Origin of the sequence: Streptococcus hyointestinalis, assembly GCF_041225505.1 — a bacterium.
In the GTDB taxonomy this organism is placed as follows: domain Bacteria; phylum Bacillota; class Bacilli; order Lactobacillales; family Streptococcaceae; genus Streptococcus; species Streptococcus hyointestinalis_B.
This window is the reverse complement of sequence record NZ_JBCLSK010000015.1, coordinates 15,793-38,175: the sequence shown is the minus strand read 5'-3', so window position 1 is coordinate 38,175 and position 22,383 is coordinate 15,793. Positions and strand designations below refer to the sequence as shown.

The window sequence follows — 22,383 nt, the reverse complement described above, 5'->3', positions numbered from 1 at the left end:
TTAGCGGTATACTGTAAGTGGCTCATTTGGACTAACCTCCTGTTTGTTTGAACACTTACAGTATAGTCCTTTTGGGCCTTTTATTGTATTTTGAAATCAACTAGCACCACGGGTATTTGATAAATATTTATAGTCTTGTGGAACAACGACATCAATAAGCGCTGAACCATCAGCTAATACACTAAACTGAACAGTAGAACCGTTTTCACTAAGGGCTGTATTGATTTCTGAATTTAGAGCGGATGCAAAAGCGCTATTTACTGAGTCGTCGTATTCTTTCCCACTTGAGCTAGACTCAGTGCTCGAGGAGCTATTAGACGATGAGCTAGATTTAGATGAACTTTTCTTCTTAGATGAAGAACTTCTAGATAATGAGTTCTTTTTCTTACTTGAAGTAGCAGTTTTTCTTTTAGAAGAAGATGGTGATGACGTTTTTTCTTTTTTCTTACTGCTTGATGTCTTTTTAGTAGATGTTTGTTCAGTTTTCGCTGTTTTAGTTGAGGAGTCCGTTTCATCATCGGGTGCCATCAAACTACCAGCGACAAATAGCACAAGGCACACTAAACCCGCTATGAGCGACTTTTTACGCAATCCTTTATCTTTCTTAATAAAAGACCAAATAAAAACAACAAGAGCAGCAAAAAAGCCAAAAAATCCTACTGCAAATAGTAATAACCACATATTCCTTTTTTCTCCTACACAGCTTTTAGTGTGAATCAGTTACTGCACATAGCTTGATTTAATTTTGTCGTCTCTACAATTACATTATACCTTACCCACCACACACTGTCCATATGTTCTAGATAATTGATAACTTACTTCAACTATACTCCACAAAAGTAAAAAAAGAGCTATTGGAAATTTCCAATAGCTCTAAAACCTTGTTCATCAAGGATTATTTTTTCAAGTTGTAGAATGATTTCAAACCACGGTATTCTGCAACTTCACCAAGTTGATCTTCGATACGAAGCAATTGGTTGTATTTAGCGATACGGTCTGTACGTGACAATGAACCTGTCTTGATTTGACCAGCGTTAGTTGCAACAGCGATGTCAGAGATTGTTGAATCTTCTGTTTCACCTGAACGGTGTGATACAACGGCAGTGTAACCAGCTTCTTTAGCCATTTCGATAGCTTCGAAAGTCTCAGTCAAAGTACCGATTTGGTTAACCTTGATAAGGATTGAGTTAGCTGCACCTTCTTTGATACCACGTGCAAGGTAGTCAGTGTTTGTAACGAAGAAGTCGTCACCAACCAATTGAACACGTCCACCAAGACGTTCAGTAAGAGCTTTCCAACCGTCCCAGTCGTTTTCATCCATACCATCTTCGATAGTGATGATTGGGTATTTGTTTACCAACTCTTCAAGGTAGTCGATTTGTTCAGCTGCAGTACGTTTAGCACCACCTTCACCTTCGAATTTAGTGTAGTCGTAGATACCATCTTCGTAGAATTCTGATGAAGCACAGTCAAATCCAAGGAATACTTCTTCACCTGGTTTGTAACCTGCAGTTTCGATAGCTTTGATGATAGTTTCTACAGCATCTTCAGTACCGTCAAATTTAGGTGCGAAACCACCTTCATCACCAACAGCTGTTTCAAGTCCACGTTCTTTAAGGATTTTCTTCAAAGTGTGGAAGATTTCAGCACCCCAACGAAGAGCTTCTTTGAATGTAGGTGCACCAGCAGGTACAATCATGAACTCTTGGAAAGCAATTGGAGCGTCTGAGTGTGAACCACCGTTGATGATGTTCATCATTGGTGTTGGAAGCACTTTAGCGTTGAAACCACCAAGGTAGTTGTAAAGTGGTACTTCAAGGTAGTCAGCAGCTGCACGAGCAACAGCGATAGATACACCAAGGATAGCGTTAGCACCTAGTTTACCTTTGTTTGGAGTACCGTCAAGAGCGATCATAGCACGGTCGATAGCTTGTTGGTCGCGAACATCGTAACCAATAAGTGCTTCGGCGATGATGTTGTTTACATTATCAACAGCTTTTTGAGTTCCAAGACCGTTGTAGCGAGACTTGTCACCATCACGAAGTTCTACTGCTTCGTGCTCACCAGTAGAAGCTCCTGAAGGAACCATACCGCGTCCGAAGGCACCAGATTCAGTGTAAACTTCTACTTCAAGTGTTGGGTTACCGCGTGAGTCAAGGACTTCGCGTGCGTAAACATCAGTAATAATTGACATTACATACTCTCCTTATGAGTTATATTTTTTACATGTTAATAATACCACAATCTGGCTGTAATAACAAGAAAAAACCTATAGAAAGCGCTTTTATAAATGAGTTGTTCTCTTTTTGTGACATTATCCTTGGCTTTTGGCTTTCATTTCTGCTTTTTTGGCTTTTTTTCGTTATAATAAAGGCAATTACCTACACAGGAGGCTATTATGACAGACCTTGATAAACAAATTTTACAAAAAGCAACAGGTGAGACAAGGCTTAACCCCGATGAGCAGCGTCGCTATTTCGGGACCTTTAGAGAGCGAGTTGTCTTGACCATTGCGCTTCAAGAAGCGCAGACAGAGGGGATACAAAAGACATTTTCTCAAGCTTTAGAGCGACTTTCACAGACTTTTTCGCCCCTTTCGGTCAAAATCTCGCCAAAACTAAACACTGAGACGCAGATTTTCTATATGAAAAAAGCGCAGGATAAGGGATGTTCTGCCACGATCGTTGATGAAAATGCCGCCAACTCACCGTTTGGTATTATCGTCCACACAAATAAAGCAGAAAATATCGAGAGCACTGATTTTGCAGTGCAATTTCCAGATTTGCTGGAAGCAAAACCAACGCCACACCCTAAAAAGGAATCTTTTTTCAAAAAATTATTTGGTCACTAAGACAAAAAGCTGGTTCTACCAGCTTTTTTCGTTTAGTTTTAACAGATTAGCGATACTTTGCGCTGTTCGTATGAGATTTTTTTCAGTATTCTGAAATAAAGTTTCCTGACTGCTTAGAGAAGGGATGATGGGAAAAGCTGCTGTGATGTTGCTAGTCGGAAAATCTGGCAAGTCATCAGCCAGACTGCCACAGATGGCAATGACTGGGGTATTTTGTGGCGTTCGTCTTGCGACACCGACAGGGGCTTTACCAGACAGACTCTGACGGTCCAATCGCCCCTCTCCGACAATGACTAGATCCGCTTTTTGCACACGCTCATCAAAGTGTGAGTAGTCAAGCACAGCGTCAATACCAGAGACAACTTGACCATTTAAAAAGGTCATCAAGCCCGCTGCCATACCACCTCCCGCACCGCTACCAGGTGCAGTGATGACAGCAGGGTTAGCTTTTTGGTAAAACTGGTACATCGCCTCATCAACAGCTTTCATATCTGCTACTGGCAAGCCTTTTTGCCCACCGAAGACATAAGTCGCACCGTTTGAACCACACAAAGGATTGGTCACGTCAGTGATAATGGTTATTTTTAACTTTTTAAGTGCTTTGGGAACTTGACTGCCATCAATAACGGCGATTTTAGAAAGATTGTCACCGATAGCTTCTAGCTCTATCCCATTGGCGTCTAAAAAGCGATAGCCTAAGCCTTTTGCCATGCCAATGCCACCGTCGTTAGTGCTTGAGCCACCAACACCAACCATAACCTCTGTGACACCCACTTGACTCAGATGAACGAACATCTCTCCAACGCCTTGTGTGCTTAGCTGTAAGGGATTACGCTGTGTCTTAGAAATGAGCTCTAAACCGCAGATACTCGCCATCTCAAAGACGGCAAGATTGCCCAAAACCGCATAAGGCGCTTCTCTCTTTTCTCCAAATGGATCGCTGACCAGAGTTGTTTTTGTAGTCATATGGAGGTTGGTGCTAAGACTCGCTAGAGTCCCCTCGCCACCGTCTCCAACGGGCAATAAATCAAAGGTCGCTTCTGGATAAACAGACCTAAAACCGATCGCTATCGCTTCTGCCACCTCTAACGCAGACAAGCTCTCCTTGAAAGAATCCGGTGCTATGAGAATGTGCATGCTGTCCTCCTTATTTGTCGTCCAAAATCGCAAGCACCTGCGTCAAGTCAGCTGTGTTAATCTGGTAAGGTGCTTGTTCTTTAACGATGGGCTTTGCGCAAAAGGCAATACCAATGCCTGCTGTCTGAATCATAGGAAGGTCATTGGCGCCATCTCCCATAGCAACTGTCTCAGAAAGACTAAGTCCATTTTCATGCGCCCACTGCTCTAGGCAGTTTTTCTTGGTTTCTTTGGTCACAATATCACCTAGGACACGTCCTGTCAGCTTGCCGCCCTTGACTTCTAGGCGATTGGCTTTGACATAGTCGATACCGAGCTCTTTGGCTAAGCTATCTACGCTCTCGTGAAAGCCTCCTGAGACCAAGCCTACCTTGTAGCCACGTGCATGCAAGGTCTCAACCAGCTCACGTGCTCCCTGTGTAAAGTGCATTTCCTGCAAGACGTCCTCAAAAATCGTCTCTGGCAGTCCTTTTAGTAGTGCCACACGCTCAAAAAGCGCTTGTCTAAAGTCCAGCTCACCTCTCATAGCACGCTCGGTGATGTCTGCCACTTCACTTCCAACGCCCGCTTTTTCTCCCAATAGGTCAATCCCCTCTTCTCGAATCAAGGTAGAGTCCACATCCATCACTAACAATCCCTTAACGCTCATTTGCTTCCTCCTCGTTTATTGTATTATTATTTTACTTGAAAATTCTGATAACTGCAAATGCTAAAAACTTCCGCTAGTTTTCTAGGGAAGTTTTCTGTCATTAACGAATTTCCGCATTAACCTTTTCTTCGAGAGAAGCTGTGATTTTAGCCATGTATTTGGCAACTTCTTCATCAGTGAGGCTGTCTGTTGGGTTTTGGAATGTTAGGCTGTAAGCCATTGATTTGAAGCCTTTTTGGATGTTTTCACCAGCATAGACGTCAAAGAGTTTGATGTCTGTTAGGCGTTTCACACCAGCGGCTTTAATCGCTGTGATGATGTCGCTGTGGCTGACGCTGTTTTCAACCAAGAGAGCGATGTCACGGCTAACGGCTGGGAACTTGGTAATTTCCTTAAAGATATGCGCTTTGTGGTAATGAGACTCGATAACATCCAGATTGAGCTCAGCAACATAAGTCTCACCAATAGCGTAATCTTTAGCGGTTTGCGGGTGCACTTGACCAACAAAACCAATTTCTTGACCATCTAGGACGATGAGCGCTGTGCGCCCTGGGTGCATGCTAGCGATATCCTTGGTTGGCACATAGTCAACTTCTAGTCCGAGCTTAGCAAACAAAGCTTCTAAGACACCCTTAGCATGGAAGAAATCAACAGGAACTGCTCTTGTCTGGAAGTCTTTTTCCGTTACGAGACCTGATAGGGCAAAGGCTAGGCTTGTGATTTCATTTGGCAGGTCTTCTTTTGGATTGCCAGTCTGCTCAAAGACTTTACCAATCTCATAGAGAGCTAGGTTGGTATTTTTACGAGCGCTATTGTAGGCGACAGTGTCTAGCATACCAGAGACGATATTCTGGCGCAGAACAGAGCGCTCCACGCTCATTGGCCACATGAGCTCTGTGATATTGCTTGGTTTGAGGGCAAATTCAACTGCCTTTTCAGGGGTAGTCAAGGCATAAGTGATGATTTCGGAAAGCCCCAGTCCTTCAACGATGGTGCGCACTTCACGGCGAAGGCGTTGTGAAGTGGTCAACTCACCAACGGTGCTACCAGATTCTGGCAAGGTTGTTGGCAGATTGTCATAACCATAAATACGAGCAATCTCCTCAACCAAGTCCGCTTGAATGCTGATATCCCAACGTCTGCGAGGAACAGACACGGTAAAGCTGTCTCCAGAAATCTCTAAACCAAAGCCAAGTTTCTTAAAGATATCCTTGATATCATCGGCAGTCAAATCTGTCCCCAGACGTGCATTGACATAGCTTAGGCTGCTTGAGACTTGGACAGGTTCTGATGGGAGATTACCTGCGACAACACGCCCTGCAAGGGTTTCCCCACCAGCTAACTCGGTCAGCATAGCAGCTGCAAAGTCCAATGCTTCAAGGACAGTGGCGTAGTTCACGCCCTTTTCAAAACGTGAAGAACTTTCAGAGCGCAGATTGAGACGTCCACTGGTCTTGCGGATACTTGTCCCATCAAAGACAGCCGCTTCAAGAACGACATTTTTAGAATTTTCATCAATCTCAGTGTCACGTCCCCCCATGGCACCAGCAAGCGCTACTGGCTTGTCACCAACGGTAATTACCAAGTCACCTGCGACAAGCTCACGTGTCTCACCGTCAAGTGTCACTAACTCTTCACCCTCACGGGCTTCACGTGCCACGATGTCACGTCCTTCAAACTTATCTAGGTCAAAGGCGTGCATAGGTTGTCCAAAGTACAAGAGGACAAAATTGGTGACGTCAACGACATTGTTAATGGGGCGAATGCCTGCATTCATCAAGAGGTTTTGAAGCCATTGTGGGCTTGGTTTGATAGTGACATTTTCCACCACACGACTAGCATAGGTCAAGACCTTGTCAGAGGCGATAGCTACTGAAATCTCATCAGCTGCTGGCTTTTCAACCTCAAAAAGCGTACGCTCTGGGAAATGCACAGCTTTGCTATAAATGGCAGCTACTTCGTAAGCGACACCACGCATAGAAAGGGCGTCCGCACGGTTTGGCGTGATGGAGAGCTCGATAATCTCATCGTCCAAATCAAGATAAGGGAAAATGCTATCACCAGGCACAGCCTCATCAGGCAAGATTTGAATGCCATCTGAAAATTCCTTAGGAATGATACTGTCTGGAAGACCAAGCTCTTGTAGCGAGCAAATCATCCCTAGCGACTCCATGCCACGGATTTTGCCTTTTTTGATTTTATAATTGTCAGCGATACGAGCGCCTGGAAGCGCTACAATCACCTTGATACCTGCTTTGATGTTTGGTGCACCACAGACAATCTGACGTGGACTTTCATCCCCTGTGTCCACCTGACAGAGATGAAGATGAGTGTCTGGCACATCCTCGCAAGATAAAACCTCACCAACGACTAATTTTGACAGACCTGTCTGTGGGCTTGTCACGCCCTCTACTTCAATCCCTGTCGTTGACATCTTCTCGGCTAGCTCAGCACTTGTCACATCCACATCAACAAGCTCTTTGAGCCATTTATAAGATAATAACATACACTTGTCACACACGCTATGGTGTGCTTGCTCCTTTCTATTACTTGAGATATTTACGCATTAACCAGTCGGTATCCACCTTGTCACCGACAGCAAACTGGTGCTCTGAGAATTTTTCAAAACCGTATTTTTTGTAAAGAGCTTGCGCTTTGGTGTTGTGTTCCCAAACGCCTAGCCATGCCCATGTAAAGCCTAGTTCATTCGCACGCTCTAGCGCAAAGGTAAAGAGACGTTTGCCCAAGCCTTGTCCTTGGAACTTTTGGAGAACATAGATACGTTGCACTTCAAAGCTATCGTCAAGCTCCTTTTCTGTCTGAGATTCGCCCCAGTTGACCTTGAGAAAGCCAGCCACCTCGCCGTCTACGCTCACTAGATAAGTCTCAGAATCCTCTGCTTTCAGCTCTTGACCAAGCACTTCTAGCGTATAAGCCTCATCAAAAAACTCTTGCAACTGCTCCTCGGTATTGTCATGTCCAAAGGTTTCACGAAAAGTGGTCATTGCTAGGTCTTGAATAGTCTCTAGCTGGTCAAAACCAGCTCTTGTAATAGCAATATCAGTCATACGCTCCTCCTAAAATTGCTCTGTGAAACGGGTGTCGCCTTGGTAGAAGCCGCGAATATCATTGATACCATAGCGTAGCATGGCGATACGCTCTTGACCTAGACCAAAGGCAAAGCCTGAGTATTCTTCAGAGTCAAGACCAGACATTTCAAGGACGCTAGGATGTACCATCCCAGCACCTAAAATTTCAATCCAGCCGGTTTGCTTGCAGACGTTACAGCCACTACCGCCACACTTGAAGCAAGACACATCCACCTCAACAGATGGCTCTGTAAATGGGAAGTAGCTTGGGCGCAAGCGGATTTGACGCTCAGCACCAAACATTTTTTGGATAATCATCTCAAGTGTTCCTTTGAGGTCACCCATAGAGATGTTTTTCCCAACGACTAGTCCTTCGATTTGATGGAACTGGTGAGAGTGTGTGGCGTCGTCTGTGTCACGACGGAAAACACGCCCTGGTGAGATCATCTTCAAAGGTCCTTTTGAAAAATCGTGGCTGTCCATAGTGCGGGCTTGCACAGGTGAAGTGTGCGTGCGCATAAGAATTTCCTCTGTGATGTAGAAAGTATCCTGCATATCACGCGCTGGGTGATCTTTTGGTAGATTCATACGCTCAAAGTTGTAGTAGTCCTTTTCAAGCTCGAAACCATCCACCACTTGAAAGCCCATGCCAAGGAAAATATCTTCGATCTCTTCGCTAGTTTGGGTGAGGACGTGACGATGTCCGACCTTCATTTGACGACCTGGAAGGGTCACATCTAAACTTTCAGACTCTAGTTTTTTAGCAATGCGAGCTTGTTCAACAAGTTTTGCTTGTTCTTCAAAAGACTTGGTCAAGACATCACGCACTTCGTTGACTTGTTTACCGACAACTGGGCGCATTTCATGTGATAAGTCTTTCAAGCCTTTCAACAGCTCTGTTAGCGAGCCTTTTTTCCCCAAGACCTGCACACGCAGTTCTTGCAATTCCTTGGCATTGTCAACATGCATTTCCTTGAGTTTTGCTTGCGTTGATGTACGCAACTCTTCTAGTTGTTCTTGTAAATCCATACTTCCTCCAATATCTTAACAAAATAGACAATAAAAAAGTGCCAATGCTCCATACACGGAGCGTTGACACGCGGTACCATCCGTTTTCATCTGCTAAGCAGATCTTAATTGAGATCTTCTCATGAGTGAATTCGCCCTGCTTTCTTTTAGCTAACTTCCAGTCACGGTTAGCACTCCCTGAAAAATGCCACAAGGTTACTAGTCTCATAGATCGCTATTTAGTTTCTACCATTTTATCAAAAAGGCTAGTAGATTTCAAGCCTCTAATCTACAGCAACTTCACCATTTGCATAGTTAAAGGTCAAGCCAGACTGGACATTTGGCACAAAGACGTTAAATTCTAAACTACCGTCAGAAGACTTGGCTTCAAGGTGCGTACCTGAGGCTAGGATATTGTCGCCGTCATAAATGAGAGTCACTCGGTAGCGCACTCGCTTGTTCTTATCAAGCGCTTTGCGAACCAGAGTCTCATAGTAGTTTTGCCCTGTCGAGTGGTCACTGTTGGCTTGATTTGCCCAAGCGGCTTGGGTCGCAATGTTTTTGGGATTGCTGGTTGAGGCGTCATAGCCTTTCAAGCCACCAACCAAGGCGTAGCCCAGCAAATGCCCTCTGTCCACAGCGTGGTTGTAAGCGCCTTTTAGATTGTAGAGCTGGTGCCAACCTGCTGGTGTCCAAGAGGTCGATCCATTTCCTGTCTCCTCACGGCTCTTGTACTGACGGGTAGCCTTGCTCAACAGTGCATTAGCGACAGTTGGGATGGTTTGTCCTTGGACGGTTTTGGTTTTATTGTTGGCATAAGGGGCGCTTGACACCTTGGCATTGAGATTTGTTTTGTTGTTATTGATGATAAAAGCGCCAGCCTTATTCCATGTGATGTCTCCCTTTAGCTGACTTTTGACAGATGTGGTTAGAACCGACTCGGCTAGACTTTGGCTAGATGTTTTGCCGACAACTTCTGTCTCTTCTGTCGTTGACTTCGTGGTCTTAGTTTCGAGACTGCTTGTGATTTGACGGACGGGATTGTCCTTGGGTAAAATATCCGAATAACCAAGAGCTAGCGCCAGTACTCCGACAAGAAGAGCTGCTAGTGAGTAAGAAGCACGTTTTGCTGTTTTTTTCTTTGCCATATCAGTTTCCTGTGAATTTTCCAATCAAATCATGCCAAGTCCCTGGCGAGAGGATAGAAAAGGGATTTTTCCCATCACCAATCACGCCGTAGCCAATCACAAGACCCAGCGCTAAAAAGATAATGCAAAGCAGGGCAACCAGCCCCAGCAAGCCAAACTGCTTGACAACGTAACGCCAACCTGTATTCATTACCCTTCCTCACTTACACGACGAATAGTAGCACCTAGCGCTTGCAATTTTTCGTGGAACTTGTAGTAACCACGATCTAGGTGATTGAGTTTGCTGACAGTTGTGATACCATCAGCTACCATCCCAGCTAAAATCAGAGCTGCACTTGCTCGCAAGTCTGTTGACATGACTGGCGCACCTTGCAAATGCTCACCTCCGTGGATGACAGCGGTATCACGCATGATTTCAGAGCGGAGTCCCATACGACGCATTTCCTCTAAATGTTGGAAACGATTTTCAAACACCGTCTCAATCATGGTTGATTCTCCAGAAACAACTGCCATGAGCGCTGTAAACTGCGCCTGCATATCCGTTGGGAAGCCTGGGTGAGGGAGGGTTTTTACAGTCACTGGCTTGAGTTTTGCCACGTCAGACTTGACACGGATACCATTTTCCTCCTCAGTCACCTCAACACCCATTTCCATCAATTTGGAAATCAAAGGACGATTGTGCTCCCAGATGGCGTTCTTAACAAGAACATCACCTGAAGTCATAGCAGCGGCTACCATAAATGTCCCAGCTTCGATACGGTCTTGAACCACATCGTGCTCAACACCGTGCAAACTGTCCACGCCGACAATCGTCAGTGTCTCAGTTCCTGCACCTCTGACCTTAGCACCCATTTTATTGAGTAAAACAGCAAGGTCAACAATCTCTGGCTCACGAGCGGCATTTTCGATAATGGTCGTACCCTCGGCAAGAGTCGCTGCCATCATCAGATTTTGCGTAGCGCCTACAGACGGAAAATCCATGTAAATGGTCGTGCCTTTTAGCTTATCTGCTGTCGCTGTGATATCCCCACCAGTCTGTGTAATCTCAGCCCCAAGCGCTTCAAGTCCTTTTAAGTGCAAGTCAATAGGACGGCTACCAATGGTACAACCACCTGGCATAGAGACAACGGCATGCCCTTTTCTAGCAAGAAGCGGACCTAAAACCACGATAGAGGCACGCATCTTGCTGACGTACTCATAGGGAGCAACGTCTAAAATGTCACCTGTCGCATCTACGGTGACTTGATTGTTTGCCTCGTCAAAAGTGACATCCACATCTAAACCACGCACCACATTATTCATGGTGTAAACGTCTGACAAAATAGGGACATTGGTTAATGTCGTCTTGCCTTCTTCAGCGAGGATAGTTGCTGCAAGCAAGGGCAAAACAGCATTTTTAGCCCCTTCAATCGTTACTTGACCTGACAATCGTGTATTGCCACCTTCAATTATGATTTTATCCATGATATTCTCCATCTAAAATAGTATCTTGATTATAGCATAAAGTTTTGTGCTGGTCATTTTTTCTGACTTTTACTGACCTAACATAGCAGTCTGCATGATTGAGAGGACCTCAAGCATAAAGTGGCTGACCATATAGCCAATGGCAATGCTGATTAAAATCAAAAACACACGCAATTGCCCCAGCTTATCTTGAGCATTTTTGACGATTTTAGACCAATCAAAAAGCGTCACCAAGAGGCGGTGCACCAGCAAAATAAAAATCAGATGACTCATCAAAGTCACAAGTGATAAGATATATTCCATGTTATCATTATAGCATATCTTGCTGTAGTCACCAAACAGCAAGTAAGAGTATAGTCCTCTCCCACAACAAACCACCTCTAGCTAGAGGTGGTTGTTGTCTTTAAGGGAGGCTTAAATTTTTGGTTTAGTTTAGTTTTGTTTTCTTTTTTTATTTTTAGAAAGAATAGCTGCGCTGGCCGCTACCAGCCCTAATCCAGCTATAGTGCTAGCTGTGCTACTGTTTTCACCAGTTTGTGGTAGGCTAGTCGCTTTAGCGACTGCTGGGGTTGAGCTTGATTCTTCCTTATGTGCTGTTTGTTTTGGAGCCGGTGTTGACTCTGACGGCGCTTTAGAAGCTGGGATGACTTCCTTGAGACGGTAAACGTAAGTAATTTCCGTTGTGCCCTCTACAACTGCACCTGTCTCATCTCCAATGGTACGGCTTGGAATGAGCTCGTAAACGGAGATAGAGCCGTCTGGATTGGTCACACGGATAACGGTCGGTTTGTTATAGGTTGTGTCGTAGTGAGTTCCAACAGGTGACTCAGGAGTGTCTGTCACCGTCTCCTTAATCACTTCGCCTTTTTCATTGATGTAGTGAATGATGACGTCTCCCTTAAGTGCTGGGGTTACAGAACCCGTATTAGAAAGGGATTCAGACTCGGATGACGATAGCGAATCGCTTGTGCTTTCAGAAGTTGAGAGGGATTCAGAAAGCGAGCTACTCTCACTCAATGAGATACTTTGTGAGACAGAAAGACTTATACTTTCAGAAGTTGAGCTACTTTCACTTTTTGAAACGGACTCGGAGGCAGAATTCGAAGTACTCTCTGAACTTGACGTAGACTCTGACGTGGATGTGCTTAACGATTCGGAAGTTGAAACCGATTGGCTTGTTGATTCTGAACTTGAGGTACTCTCACTTGTTGAAGCTGAAGTTGAGACACTCTCTGAACTTGACGTAGATTCTGACGCTGAGGCGCTTAATGATTCTGAAGTCGAGGTTGATTGACTTGCCGATTCAGAACTTGAGGTACTCTCACTTGTTAAAACTGAGCATCATCGCCGCCACCACCCTTATCGGTTAATTCCACGATACCAAAGAGCACACGCCCTTCAGTTTGGTCGGCAACCCACTTGAGATCAGTTGAGCCAAGTGCGTCGCTTGCGACTTGCTCTTCTACAGGTTTCACGCTTACAGTATTACCATCGTAGGTAAAGACACTGGCATCATAGGTTATTTCTGTGTCATCTAGTGCCACTAGGGTACCTGCAACTGTCGTCTCACTGTTTAGCTCTTCTTGAGTACCCTGTGTACCACTAGCCTCACTCACTGCCTGCTCACTTGATACCGTCATAGTTTCACTAGTTGTCGTGATAGCTTGCGAACCTACCTCCGAGCTACTTTCTGCACTTTCTGACTGTTTATCTAGCTCTGTTTGACTATCTGCTTGTACTAAAGATTCGGAAAGCGACACCGAAACAGATAAGGACTCCGACTGTGAAAGAGACAGCGAGAGGGATTCTGACAAACTGGCAGAGCTGATTTCAGTCTCACTCTGTGTAGTGCTTTCTTCTTGCACTTCTGAGACCACACCTTCAGAAAGCGTTACCACTTCTGCATTTGCCAAATGAGCACTTTCAGCTGAAAACTCTTCGTCCATACTGATAGCGATTTCATCAGCGAATGCAGACTGAGCAGCGCCGCCTGCCACGATAGCACTTAGTGCCGCAGCACCTTTTAGGAGATGATGAGACAGCTCCTTTGTCTCCACCTCTTCTTTTTGCGTCAGCCTTAGTCTTTGCTCCACCAAGCCTTTACAAAAACGAATCAAACCAATAGATGACACGACAGTTGTCACCCAGTGTTTTCCCGATTTGTGCATTTTGACACGAGACTTGCGAGAGGATTCCCCGAAACAGTGTCCCAGTCTTTTCTTCATGTTCTCTTATTCCTTTCCATAATAGGGAAAATCTATGACATTCACAGCAGTTAGTCACTCAGAAGAGAGCAGTTTTTTTGTACAATTTTATTAGATTTTCTTTCGTTTTAACAGGACTTCTTCCTGTTAAAATACTATAGCAATAATTTTCTCATTTTTCAAATTATTGTATGCTCTTTCATCTATACTTTTTGCCTCTTTGCCGTATTTCTCCTAAAAATCGCCTATAGACCTATGAAAATACAGCATTTAACGCTATAATAGACATAGAAAGTTAGGTGACTTATGTATCAGAAACGATTCTTTCTCCCCTCATTTCATAGATTGCGCTCTTTGATTTTTGAAAGTCTCAGAGATTTATTTCCTTTTGCCTTGCTCTATGCATGGATTCAAATCTTTCAGCAGCTTTTCTTTTTTGAAAATGCCTTTTTCCAAGAAACAACTGGTTTTCTAAAGGGCAATCAGATTGTTGTGGCGCTATCGATGGGGCTAGGCACGCTCTCAGACATCCTTCTATCTTTTTTGATGGGGTATTTTGTGGCGACCTTCATTCGCCGCAGTCTAGAGAACAGCGCTATTGACTGGCAACTGCCGTCTTTGATTGGTTTTTTGACCACTTGGCTCTTGTTTACCACAGATAGCACTAGCGGGCGGATTTATTATAATAACCAGCCATTTTGGTTGCTTTTGGTTCTCTTTGGTTTGGTGATTGTCTTTGTTATCAAGCATATGAGAAGCCGTTTTGCTTATGTCAATAGTTTTTTAGGCATTCTCCTACTGTATGGGGCTTACAGTTTTAACCAAGCCGCTCAACGAATCCCTTATCTCAATCTGGATTTTTTGCTACAAACTGTTTTTGAAAGCATTTTAGGCAATGGACCTGGTCAACTGCTTAGCGTACTTTTGTGGTCCGTTCTTGCTACTATCATGCTGGTATTTGGGTTTACGCCACCTTACATGCTGCAAACGCCCGATATTGGCGTGACTGTAGCTAGTGAGAATATCACAGCAGCTCTAGATAATACTGTCTCAACCATCCCACACCTCTTTACCATCTACACCTTACAAGACAGCTTTGCTCTTTTTGGAGGGATTGGTATGCTCCTAGCGCTACTGATCAGCGTCCTAGACAGAAGCCGCAAGCTTAACAATAAACGCTACCATCACATCGCTCTATTGTCTGCTATTCCGCTTCTTTTTGACCAACAACTGCCATTTTTTCTTGGCTTGCCCATTCTCTTTCAGCCGATTTTGTTGATTCCTATGATAATCTCAACTGTCCTCGCTGAGTTGCTTGGTGCTCTAGCCCTTTCTCTACATCTGCTCAATCCTGCAGTCTATGCAACACCTGTTGGAACACCGAGTGTCCTCTTTGGTTTTCTCGCTTCAAATGGCGATTGGCGCTATCTCGTCTTTACTTTGGGGCTTTTGGTCATGTCCGTTTTCATTTACCGCCCCTTTGTCACACTCGCTTTTAGAAAGGAAGAAAAACAAGATGAAATGGTTTAAAGGCTTCATTGCTCTCCTGCTTTTCTCTCTTCTAGCGACCATGGCGGTTTTGGGACGGCATTATGTCAATGACATCACAACCACGCAACACCGTATCAATAATTCTAAGATGACGCCGACCATCCTAGTTCCAGGCTCCAGCGCCAGTCAAGAGCGTTTCAATACACTTCTCAAACAGCTCAATAAAATGGGCGAGAAACACAGTATCCTAAAGCTGACGGTTAAAACCAGCGGTAAAATCGTTTACACAGGCAAGCTCGATACCAATGACCGCAAGCCTTATATTGTTATCGCTTTTGAAAATAACAAAGACGGCTACAGCAACATTAAAAAACAAGCTGCCTGGCTCAATGAAGCCATGCTAGCGCTGCAAAAACGCTATAAATTCAAACGGTTCAATGCTATTGGGCACTCTAACGGCGGCTTGAACTGGACAATTTTCCTAGAGCAGTACATTGACTCTGATGACTTTGATATGAAGACACTGATAACCATCGGAACACCTTATAACTTTGAAGAGAGCAACAGCTCTAACCGTACGCAAATGCTCAAAGATTTAATTGCCTCTAGAGCAAATATCCCAAGCAATCTCTCTGTCTACAACCTCGCAGGAACAAACACCTACGATGCCGACAAGATTGTCCCACTGGCTAGTGTCGAAGCTGGTAAATACATTTATCAAAAAGTCGTCAAACACTACACACAAGTAACCGTGACCGGTGATAATGCCAGTCACTCCGACCTGCCAAGTAACCCCGAGGTCATCAAATACATCGCTGAAAAAATCGTCTACAAAGATAAAAAAGAAAAAGGAAACGCCAAACTCTAGTCTCCTTTAGAGAAAGCAAAAAACGATTGAATCTTTCAATCGTTTTTTAGTATTTATTACCAACGTTGATACGGTTAAGCGCACGTCTAAGAGCCACTTGAGCACGTTGCACCTCATCAGGTCTGTGCTCTTGCTTAGCGACTTCGATAGCACGCTCAGCACGCAATTTAGCACGCTCAGCACGGCTAACGTCAATGTCACGCTCACGCTCAGCAGAATCCGCTACAATCGTTACAACATTGTCTTTGATTTCAATGATGCCACCATTGACTGCAATCCAATCTACATGATTATCATCATCTACACGGCGTACTTTCAACTCGCTAACCTTCAAAGGAGCAATCAGATTGATATGCCCTGGCAAAATACCGATTTCCCCTTCTCTAGTCACTGCGTGAATAAAAGTCGCACGGTGATCGTATTTCAGACCATCAGGTGTCACTACTTGAACAGTCATTTCTGCCATCATGTCACCTCATTAGTAATTCATTTTTTTGGCTTTTTCAACAACATCATCGATACCACCAACCATACGGAAGGCATCTTCTGGAAGATCGTCGTGTTTACCTTCAAGGATTTCCTTGAAGCCACGAACCGTTTCTTCTACAGGTACATAAGAACCTGGTTGTCCAGTAAACGTTTCAGCCACGTTGAAGTTTTGTGAAAGGAAGAACTGGATACGACGAGCACGTCCAACCAAGGTTTTTTCCTCTTCAGACAGCTCATCCATACCAAGAATAGCAATGATGTCTTGCAATTCACGGTAACGTTGAAGGACACGTTGCACTTCAGTTGCGACTTGGTAATGTTCCTCACCGACAATCTCCGGTGCCAAGGCACGTGAGCTAGAAGCCAGTGGATCCACCGCTGGGTAAATCCCCATTTGGGTCAATTTACGCTCAAGGTTGGTTGTTGAGTCCAAGTGAGCAAATGCTGTTGCTGGCGCTGGGTCAGTGTAGTCATCCGCTGGTACATAGATGGCTTGGATAGAAGTAACAGAACCTTTTGTTGTTGACGTGATACGTTCTTGCAATTGCCCCATTTCAGTAGCAAGTGTTGGTTGGTAACCAACGGCTGATGGCATACGCCCAAGAAGCGCTGACACCTCAGAACCTGCTTGGGTGAAGCGGAAGATATTGTCGATGAAAAGAAGCACGTCTTGCCCTTCAACATCACGGAAATACTCCGCAATCGTAAGACCAGTCAAAGCCACACGCATACGAGCTCCAGGTGGCTCATTCATCTGACCAAAGACCATGGCAGTCTTTTCAATAACGCCAGATTCCTTCATTTCCCAGTAAAGGTCATTCCCTTCACGTGTACGTTCCCCAACACCTGTAAACACAGAGATACCACCGTGTTCTTGGGCGATATTGTGGATCAATTCTTGGATAAGGACGGTCTTACCAACACCGGCACCACCAAAGAGTCCGACCTTTCCTCCTTTTAGGTAAGGCGCAAGAAGGTCGATAACCTTGATACCTGTCTCTAAAATTTCTGAAGAGGTTGACAATTCATCAAATGATGGGGCTTTTTTATGGATAGGTTCACGCTCTGCATCTCCTGCAAAAGGTTCTTCAAGGTCAATGGTATCCCCAAGGACGTTGAAAACACGACCAAGAGTCTTGTCTCCAACAGGAACACTAATAGGACGACCTGTATCAAGAACTTCCATTCCACGAGTAAGCCCATCGGTTGATTCCATAGCGATTGTACGTACAACACCGTCTCCTAACTCAAGAGCTACTTCGAGTACGATTTTTTGACTTTTATCGCCATTTTTATAAACAATCAATGCATTGTTTATCTCAGGAAGTTTGTCATCTGTTGAGAATGCAACGTCAACAACAGGACCCACGACCTGAGCAATTTTGCCTGAGCTCATTTATTTCTCCTTCTAAACTAAGATACAAATCTTGCCTCTTTTGGTAAAAGAGGACATTTTATAAAATTGTAGATAAGAGTAAGTTCGATTTACTCTAGCGCATTGGCACCCGCTACAATCTCTGTAATTTCTTGTGTAATAGCAGCCTGACGAGCACGGTTATATTGGATGGTCAAGTCATTGATGACATTTCTAGCATTGTCAGTTGCTGTCTGCATAGCTGTCATACCGGCAGCATGCTCTGCAGTTTTAGCATCAACAATAGCTCCATAAATCAAGCTTTCTGTATATTGAGGCAATAATTGCTCCAAAATAGCTTCACGATCTGGCTCTAACTCAAAGCCTGAAACACCATCCTCACTCGCTTCGTCCGCATCAAGGTCTGCAATTGGAAGCATCTGCTGCACACGGACTTGGCTGGTTAAGCTATTGACATGGTGATTATAGCAAACATAAAGCTCATCATACAGCTCGTTTTTATACATCTCAACAGACTTGGAAATAATCTTTCCAACTTGCTCAAAGCTAGGCTGATCCTCTAAACCACGTAATTCAAATGCAACATTTAAACCACGTGCCTTGAAGAAATCAGACCCAACACCACCAATAGAAATAATGGCATAATCATCTTTTTCAGCATGATATTCTGCAATCAAATCCATCATCGCTTTTAAAATCTTTGAGTTGTAACCGCCAACGAGCCCTTTATCTGATGTGATGACGATATAGCCTGTCTTTTTGACAGGACGTGACACCAACATCGGATTGTCAGAACCTGTTGTCAATTCCGATTTCAAAAGGTCAGTTGTAATCTGACGGATTTTTGAAGCATAGACTTGAAAATCACGTGCGGACTGCTCAGACTTAACGAGCTTAGCAGAGGATACCATCTGCATGGCACTTGTAATTTTACTCGTTTTTTCAGTTGAGGTAATACGCTCTTTAATTTCACTAAGAGAGCCTGCCATATCATACCCTCCTATGCTTTAAATTCTGATTGGTCTTTAAATTCTTGAATAGCTGCATCAAGCACTGCTTCTTCAGGCAAATCTTTTGTTGAAACGATTGTTTCAAAGATGTCTTTATGATGCGCATCAAAGTAGTCGTACAATGCTTCTTCAAAGGCTAAAAGGTCATCTACTGGCACATCATCCAAGAAACCATGTGTCAAAGCATAAAGAATAACAACTTGCTTTTCAACAGGAAGTGGCTTGTGAAGCGGTTGTTTAAGCACTTCAACTGTTCTACGACCACGATTTAGTTTAGCTTGAGTCGCTGCATCAAGGTCAGAACCAAACTGTGTGAAGGCTTCAAGCTCACGGTAAGACGCTAAGTCAAGACGTAAGGTCCCTGCCACTTTCTTCATGGCTTTAATCTGTGCAGCACCACCAACACGTGACACAGAAGAACCTGCGTCGATGGCTGGGCGGATACCAGAGTTAAAGAGATTTTCTTGCAAGAAAATTTGCCCGTCAGTGATAGAGATAACGTTGGTTGCGATGTAAGCTGAGATATCACCGGCTTGCGTTTCGATAAATGGCAGAGCTGTGATAGAACCACCACCCAACTCATCAGAAACCTTAGCAGAACGCTCTAGCAAGCGACTGTGGAGGTAGAAGACATCCCCTGGATAAGCTTCACGACCTGGCGGACGACGAAGAAGAAGGGATAATTCACGATAAGCTACCGCTTGTTTTGATAAATCATCGTAAACAATCAAAACGTGCTTGCCGTTGTACATAAACTCTTCAGCCATTGCAACACCAGCATATGGTGCAATGTAGAGCAATGGAGAAGGTTGCGAAGCAGACGCTGTTACAACGATAGTGTAATCAAGCGCACCGTACTTACGAAGCGTTTCTACTTGTGTACGTACTGTTGATTCCTTTTGTCCGATAGCGACATAGATACAAATCATATCTTGTCCTTTTTGGTTCAAGATTGCATCAATCGCAACAGACGTTTTACCTGTTTGACGGTCACCAATAATCAACTCACGTTGACCACGTCCAATTGGCACAAGGGCGTCAATCGCCTTGAGACCTGTTTGAAGTGGTTCTGAGACAGACTTTCTCTGCATAACACCAGGAGCTGGTGTTTCTACAGGCCGTGTCGCTGTTGTCTTAATCTCCCCAAGACCATCAACAGGCTGACCAAGTGGGTTAACAACACGACCGATAAGGGCTTCACCTACTGGCACTTCCATAATCTTACCAGTACGTTTCACCTCATCGCCTTCACGAATTTCAGAGAAGTCCCCAAGGATGATGATCCCGACATCATTTGACTCCAAGTTTTGTGCCATACCATAGACACCGTTTGAAAATTCGAGAAGTTCACCACTCATGGCATTGTCAAGACCACGAGCTCTGGCAATACCGTCACCAATATAAGTAACGACCCCAGTTTCTGTGACGTCAAAATTTGGCTGGAAGTTTTCAATTTGCTTTTTAATTAAAGCGCTAATTTCTTGTGCATTGATTGCCAAAAATCTACACCACCTTCTATTTTAGATTTTGTTTGAATTGACGTAATTGACTCTTGATACTTGTGTCAATTACCTTGTTATTAGCATTGATAATAAAACCACCGATAATGCTTGGGTCAATGGTTTCAACCAGTTGACCATGCGCTATGGTTAATTTTTCTTTTGCCAAGGCTAAAAGACGCTCTTTTTGCTCATCAGACATCGCAATAGCTGTTGTCACACAAATGTCGTGGGTGTTTGTTGCTTGTGCTTCTTTGACCAAGAAAGTCTGGCAAATGGCATAAAGCAGTCCTTCACGTTCATTTTGCATGATGACCTCAAGAAAATTGCTCACATAAGTCGAGCTAGACTCTTGAAGCAGCTTTATAATAGAAGCTTTATCCTCTTTTGATATAGCAAAGTCTGACAGTACAGCTTCTAGATTATTCTCTTCAAAGACAGCAATGATTGCCTCAACATCAGCCTTGACAGTTGCTAACTGTTCATGCTCAAGCGCTACTTCTAACAAACTCGTAGCGTATTGCTCAACGAGAGCCTCTGTTTTTTTGTCCATTAGGCGTCTCCTAGCTGTTTGAGATAGCTATCAATCAAATCACTTTGTGCTTTTTGATCTAATTGTGTTGTCATTACTTTTTCAGCAAGCAAGATAGTAAGATCAGCGACGTCACCTTTAACACTTGTGAGCGCCTCTGTTTTACTTTGTTCGATGTCTTGCTTAGCCTTATCTTTTAGACGACTAGCTTCTGTACGAGCTTCTGCGATGATTTGATTACTTTTTGTATTTCCGATTTCCTTAGCTGTTTCGATAATTTGACTAGCTTCGCCTTTGGCGCTGTCTAGTTCTGCTTGACGCTTAGCTGCTAAGTCTTCTGCTTCTTTACGTGCTGCTTCTGCTGTATCAATATCAGTTGCAATCTTATCTGCACGTTGTTCAAAGATACCTGTGATTTTATCCCAAGCAAACAATCGAATGAGAACAAGTAAAAGAATCACAGAGCCTGTAGTGATAATGATATTACCAAGCGTTGTACTATTGATTAGTATTGACATATTTCTCCTCTTCTATACTTATTCACCTTCACCGTTAACTTTTTTACCGATGTAGCTTGAGCTCAAAATGATAAAGACATAAGCTTGAATGAAGCCGATAAAGACTGAAAAAGCAACCCAAACCATATTAAGCACAAAAGCAACTGGACCAGTAAAAATAGATAAGTGAGCGAGCTGTAAGATAAGTGAGGTTACCACAGCACCAGAATAAATGTTACCAAACAAACGTAGAGCAAGTGAGGCAAGATTAGTCACTTCCTCTAAGAGGTTCATCGGCAGCATTGCTGGATAAGGCTCTAAAAAGCCCTTTAGATAACCTGAAACACCTTTTTTGCGTACACCTTCAACGTGACAGATAATAGTAATAAGAAGTGAAAGGGTGAACGTCACACCAAAATTTTCTGTTTCACCCATCCACAAATTATAGCCGTTAACTTCTAACTTTGTCAGAAGCCCCAAGTTATTTGCCACAAAAACGAAGGTGAAGATGACAAACATCAAAAGGCTGTTGTTTTTTGTGTAGGTTCCTAGATTCTGTGAGATGGTGCTGTTTACCATTTCATAGAGGAACTCAAGCACATTTTGCTTGCCTTTTGGTTTTAATGTCATCCTGCGACTAGCCCAGAAGACCAAGAAAAAAATAATCGTAACAGTCAAGAGAGACATGGCAAGGATGGTCAAATCAAACTCAATGCCTAAAAAAGATACGGTTGGATTAATAGTTGTTTCCAATCCTCATCCCTCCTTCTTTCTAACACTACGGCTATTTTACCAAGAATGTAAAGGCAAAGAGAACGAAGAAAGTCCCTTCAATAAAGGCAACACCTGTGAACATCAATGTTTGCAACTTACCAAACATTTCTGGTTGACGTGCTGCGGCTTTGGCGATATTGGCAACCAAGATACCTTCACCGATAGACACGCCCATTACGGCAAAACCAAGTGCTAAAATAGCTAAATTCATGACAGAATTCTCCTTTTTATAAATTTTACTCTGTTTATTTTAGACCTATTTAAGTCTAATGTCAATGAAAAGAGATGGTTTTGATGG

25 protein-coding genes are annotated in these 22,383 nt (G+C 43.8%); 4 read left to right on the top strand and 21 right to left on the bottom strand.

From position 1 onward, the window contains the following. Positions 1 to 96: 96 nt before the first annotated feature. Together AALA56_RS05250 and eno are read right to left on the bottom strand one after the other, a co-directional pair. Positions 97 to 681 (bottom strand): hypothetical protein, encoded by a 585-nt coding sequence (locus tag AALA56_RS05250; RefSeq protein ID WP_369909096.1) that lies wholly within the window; start codon positions 679 to 681, stop codon positions 97 to 99. Positions 682 to 895: 214 nt separating this feature from the next. Beyond that, positions 896 to 2,194 (bottom strand): surface-displayed alpha-enolase, encoded by a 1,299-nt coding sequence (eno, locus tag AALA56_RS05245; protein ID WP_369909095.1) that lies wholly within the window; start codon positions 2,192 to 2,194, stop codon positions 896 to 898. Positions 2,195 to 2,398: 204 nt separating this feature from the next. On the opposite strand from eno, the gene AALA56_RS05240 reads away from it, so the two are divergent. Further along, the gene (locus AALA56_RS05240; RefSeq protein WP_369909094.1) at positions 2,399 to 2,851 is read left to right on the top strand and encodes a YueI family protein; all 453 of its coding nucleotides are present in this window, start codon (positions 2,399 to 2,401) and stop codon (positions 2,849 to 2,851) included. 15 nt (positions 2,852 to 2,866) lie between these two features. Here AALA56_RS05240 and AALA56_RS05235 read toward each other — a convergent pair whose 3' ends face one another. The 10 genes from AALA56_RS05235 to AALA56_RS05190 all read right to left on the bottom strand — a co-directional run bounded on the left by AALA56_RS05235 (position 2,867) and on the right by AALA56_RS05190 (position 12,204). Next, the gene (locus tag AALA56_RS05235; protein WP_369909093.1) at positions 2,867 to 3,988 is read right to left on the bottom strand and encodes a glycerate kinase; all 1,122 of its coding nucleotides are present in this window, start codon (positions 3,986 to 3,988) and stop codon (positions 2,867 to 2,869) included. A gap of 10 nt (positions 3,989 to 3,998) precedes the next feature. Then, positions 3,999 to 4,637, bottom strand: a complete 639-nt coding sequence (gene serB / locus AALA56_RS05230) for a phosphoserine phosphatase SerB (protein WP_369909092.1) — start codon at positions 4,635 to 4,637, stop codon at positions 3,999 to 4,001. Between the two features lie 100 nt (positions 4,638 to 4,737). Next, a complete protein-coding gene (gene pheT, locus AALA56_RS05225) occupies positions 4,738 to 7,143 on the bottom strand; it encodes a phenylalanine--tRNA ligase subunit beta (RefSeq protein WP_369909091.1) in 2,406 nt (801 codons plus the stop codon). Positions 7,144 to 7,183: 40 nt separating this feature from the next. After that, positions 7,184 to 7,705, bottom strand: a complete 522-nt coding sequence (locus AALA56_RS05220) for a GNAT family N-acetyltransferase (protein ID WP_369909090.1) — start codon at positions 7,703 to 7,705, stop codon at positions 7,184 to 7,186. 9 nt (positions 7,706 to 7,714) lie between these two features. Then, positions 7,715 to 8,755: a phenylalanine--tRNA ligase subunit alpha gene (pheS, locus tag AALA56_RS05215; protein ID WP_369909089.1), complete on the bottom strand. Its 1,041-nt coding sequence runs from the start codon at positions 8,753 to 8,755 to the stop codon at positions 7,715 to 7,717. Positions 8,756 to 9,018: 263 nt separating this feature from the next. After that, the gene (locus AALA56_RS05210) at positions 9,019 to 9,882 is read right to left on the bottom strand and encodes a DNA/RNA non-specific endonuclease (RefSeq protein WP_369909088.1); all 864 of its coding nucleotides are present in this window, start codon (positions 9,880 to 9,882) and stop codon (positions 9,019 to 9,021) included. Between the two features lies 1 nt (position 9,883). After that, on the bottom strand, positions 9,884 to 10,072 hold the full coding sequence (locus AALA56_RS05205; RefSeq protein WP_369909087.1) for a DNA-directed RNA polymerase subunit beta: 189 nt from the start codon (positions 10,070 to 10,072) through the stop codon (positions 9,884 to 9,886). Continuing rightward, on the bottom strand, positions 10,072 to 11,346 hold the full coding sequence (murA, locus tag AALA56_RS05200; protein WP_369909086.1) for a UDP-N-acetylglucosamine 1-carboxyvinyltransferase: 1,275 nt from the start codon (positions 11,344 to 11,346) through the stop codon (positions 10,072 to 10,074). The genes AALA56_RS05205 and murA overlap by 1 nt, the downstream gene beginning before the upstream one ends. 69 nt (positions 11,347 to 11,415) lie before the next feature. Further along, positions 11,416 to 11,649: a DUF1146 family protein gene (locus tag AALA56_RS05195; protein ID WP_115271630.1), complete on the bottom strand. Its 234-nt coding sequence runs from the start codon at positions 11,647 to 11,649 to the stop codon at positions 11,416 to 11,418. A gap of 129 nt (positions 11,650 to 11,778) precedes the next feature. Continuing rightward, on the bottom strand, positions 11,779 to 12,204 hold the full coding sequence (locus AALA56_RS05190) for an LPXTG cell wall anchor domain-containing protein (protein WP_369909085.1): 426 nt from the start codon (positions 12,202 to 12,204) through the stop codon (positions 11,779 to 11,781). Between the two features lie 25 nt (positions 12,205 to 12,229). Between AALA56_RS05190 and AALA56_RS05185 the strand changes: the two genes are divergently transcribed. Next, complete coding sequence (locus tag AALA56_RS05185; RefSeq protein WP_369909084.1) at positions 12,230 to 12,640, top strand: hypothetical protein; 411 nt, start codon at positions 12,230 to 12,232, stop codon at positions 12,638 to 12,640. 34 nt (positions 12,641 to 12,674) lie between these two features. Here the strand turns inward: AALA56_RS05185 and AALA56_RS05180 are convergent, their stop codons facing one another. Continuing rightward, positions 12,675 to 13,571, bottom strand: coding sequence for an accessory Sec-dependent serine-rich glycoprotein adhesin (locus AALA56_RS05180; RefSeq protein WP_369909083.1), 897 nt, complete (start codon positions 13,569 to 13,571; stop codon positions 12,675 to 12,677). A gap of 333 nt (positions 13,572 to 13,904) precedes the next feature. Between AALA56_RS05180 and AALA56_RS05175 the strand changes: the two genes are divergently transcribed. Then, on the top strand, positions 13,905 to 15,080 hold the full coding sequence (locus tag AALA56_RS05175; protein WP_369909082.1) for a PTS sugar transporter subunit IIC: 1,176 nt from the start codon (positions 13,905 to 13,907) through the stop codon (positions 15,078 to 15,080). Then, entirely contained in the window at positions 15,067 to 15,909 is an 843-nt protein-coding gene (locus AALA56_RS05170) for an alpha/beta hydrolase (RefSeq protein ID WP_369909081.1), read from the top strand. Before AALA56_RS05175 ends, AALA56_RS05170 begins: the two co-directional genes overlap by 14 nt. Before the next feature lie 46 nt (positions 15,910 to 15,955). On the opposite strand, the gene AALA56_RS05165 is transcribed toward AALA56_RS05170, so the two are convergent. The 8 genes from AALA56_RS05165 to AALA56_RS05130 form a co-directional block, all read right to left on the bottom strand. Then, entirely contained in the window at positions 15,956 to 16,375 is a 420-nt protein-coding gene (locus tag AALA56_RS05165; protein WP_115270095.1) for a F0F1 ATP synthase subunit epsilon, read from the bottom strand. Between the two features lie 12 nt (positions 16,376 to 16,387). Beyond that, on the bottom strand, positions 16,388 to 17,794 hold the full coding sequence (gene atpD / locus AALA56_RS05160; protein ID WP_369909080.1) for a F0F1 ATP synthase subunit beta: 1,407 nt from the start codon (positions 17,792 to 17,794) through the stop codon (positions 16,388 to 16,390). An 89-nt stretch (positions 17,795 to 17,883) separates the two neighbouring features. Beyond that, positions 17,884 to 18,762, bottom strand: a complete 879-nt coding sequence (locus tag AALA56_RS05155; protein ID WP_115270099.1) for a F0F1 ATP synthase subunit gamma — start codon at positions 18,760 to 18,762, stop codon at positions 17,884 to 17,886. A gap of 11 nt (positions 18,763 to 18,773) precedes the next feature. Beyond that, positions 18,774 to 20,282 (bottom strand): F0F1 ATP synthase subunit alpha, encoded by a 1,509-nt coding sequence (atpA, locus tag AALA56_RS05150; RefSeq protein ID WP_276761979.1) that lies wholly within the window; start codon positions 20,280 to 20,282, stop codon positions 18,774 to 18,776. 16 nt (positions 20,283 to 20,298) lie between these two features. After that, on the bottom strand, positions 20,299 to 20,835 hold the full coding sequence (locus tag AALA56_RS05145; RefSeq protein ID WP_369909079.1) for a F0F1 ATP synthase subunit delta: 537 nt from the start codon (positions 20,833 to 20,835) through the stop codon (positions 20,299 to 20,301). After that, on the bottom strand, positions 20,835 to 21,332 hold the full coding sequence (atpF, locus tag AALA56_RS05140) for a F0F1 ATP synthase subunit B (RefSeq protein WP_115270105.1): 498 nt from the start codon (positions 21,330 to 21,332) through the stop codon (positions 20,835 to 20,837). The genes AALA56_RS05145 and atpF overlap by 1 nt, the downstream gene beginning before the upstream one ends. Before the next feature lie 18 nt (positions 21,333 to 21,350). After that, on the bottom strand, positions 21,351 to 22,064 hold the full coding sequence (atpB, locus tag AALA56_RS05135; protein WP_369909078.1) for a F0F1 ATP synthase subunit A: 714 nt from the start codon (positions 22,062 to 22,064) through the stop codon (positions 21,351 to 21,353). Positions 22,065 to 22,095: 31 nt separating this feature from the next. Next, entirely contained in the window at positions 22,096 to 22,296 is a 201-nt protein-coding gene (locus tag AALA56_RS05130) for a F0F1 ATP synthase subunit C (RefSeq protein WP_115270109.1), read from the bottom strand. Positions 22,297 to 22,383: the final 87 nt, after the last annotated feature.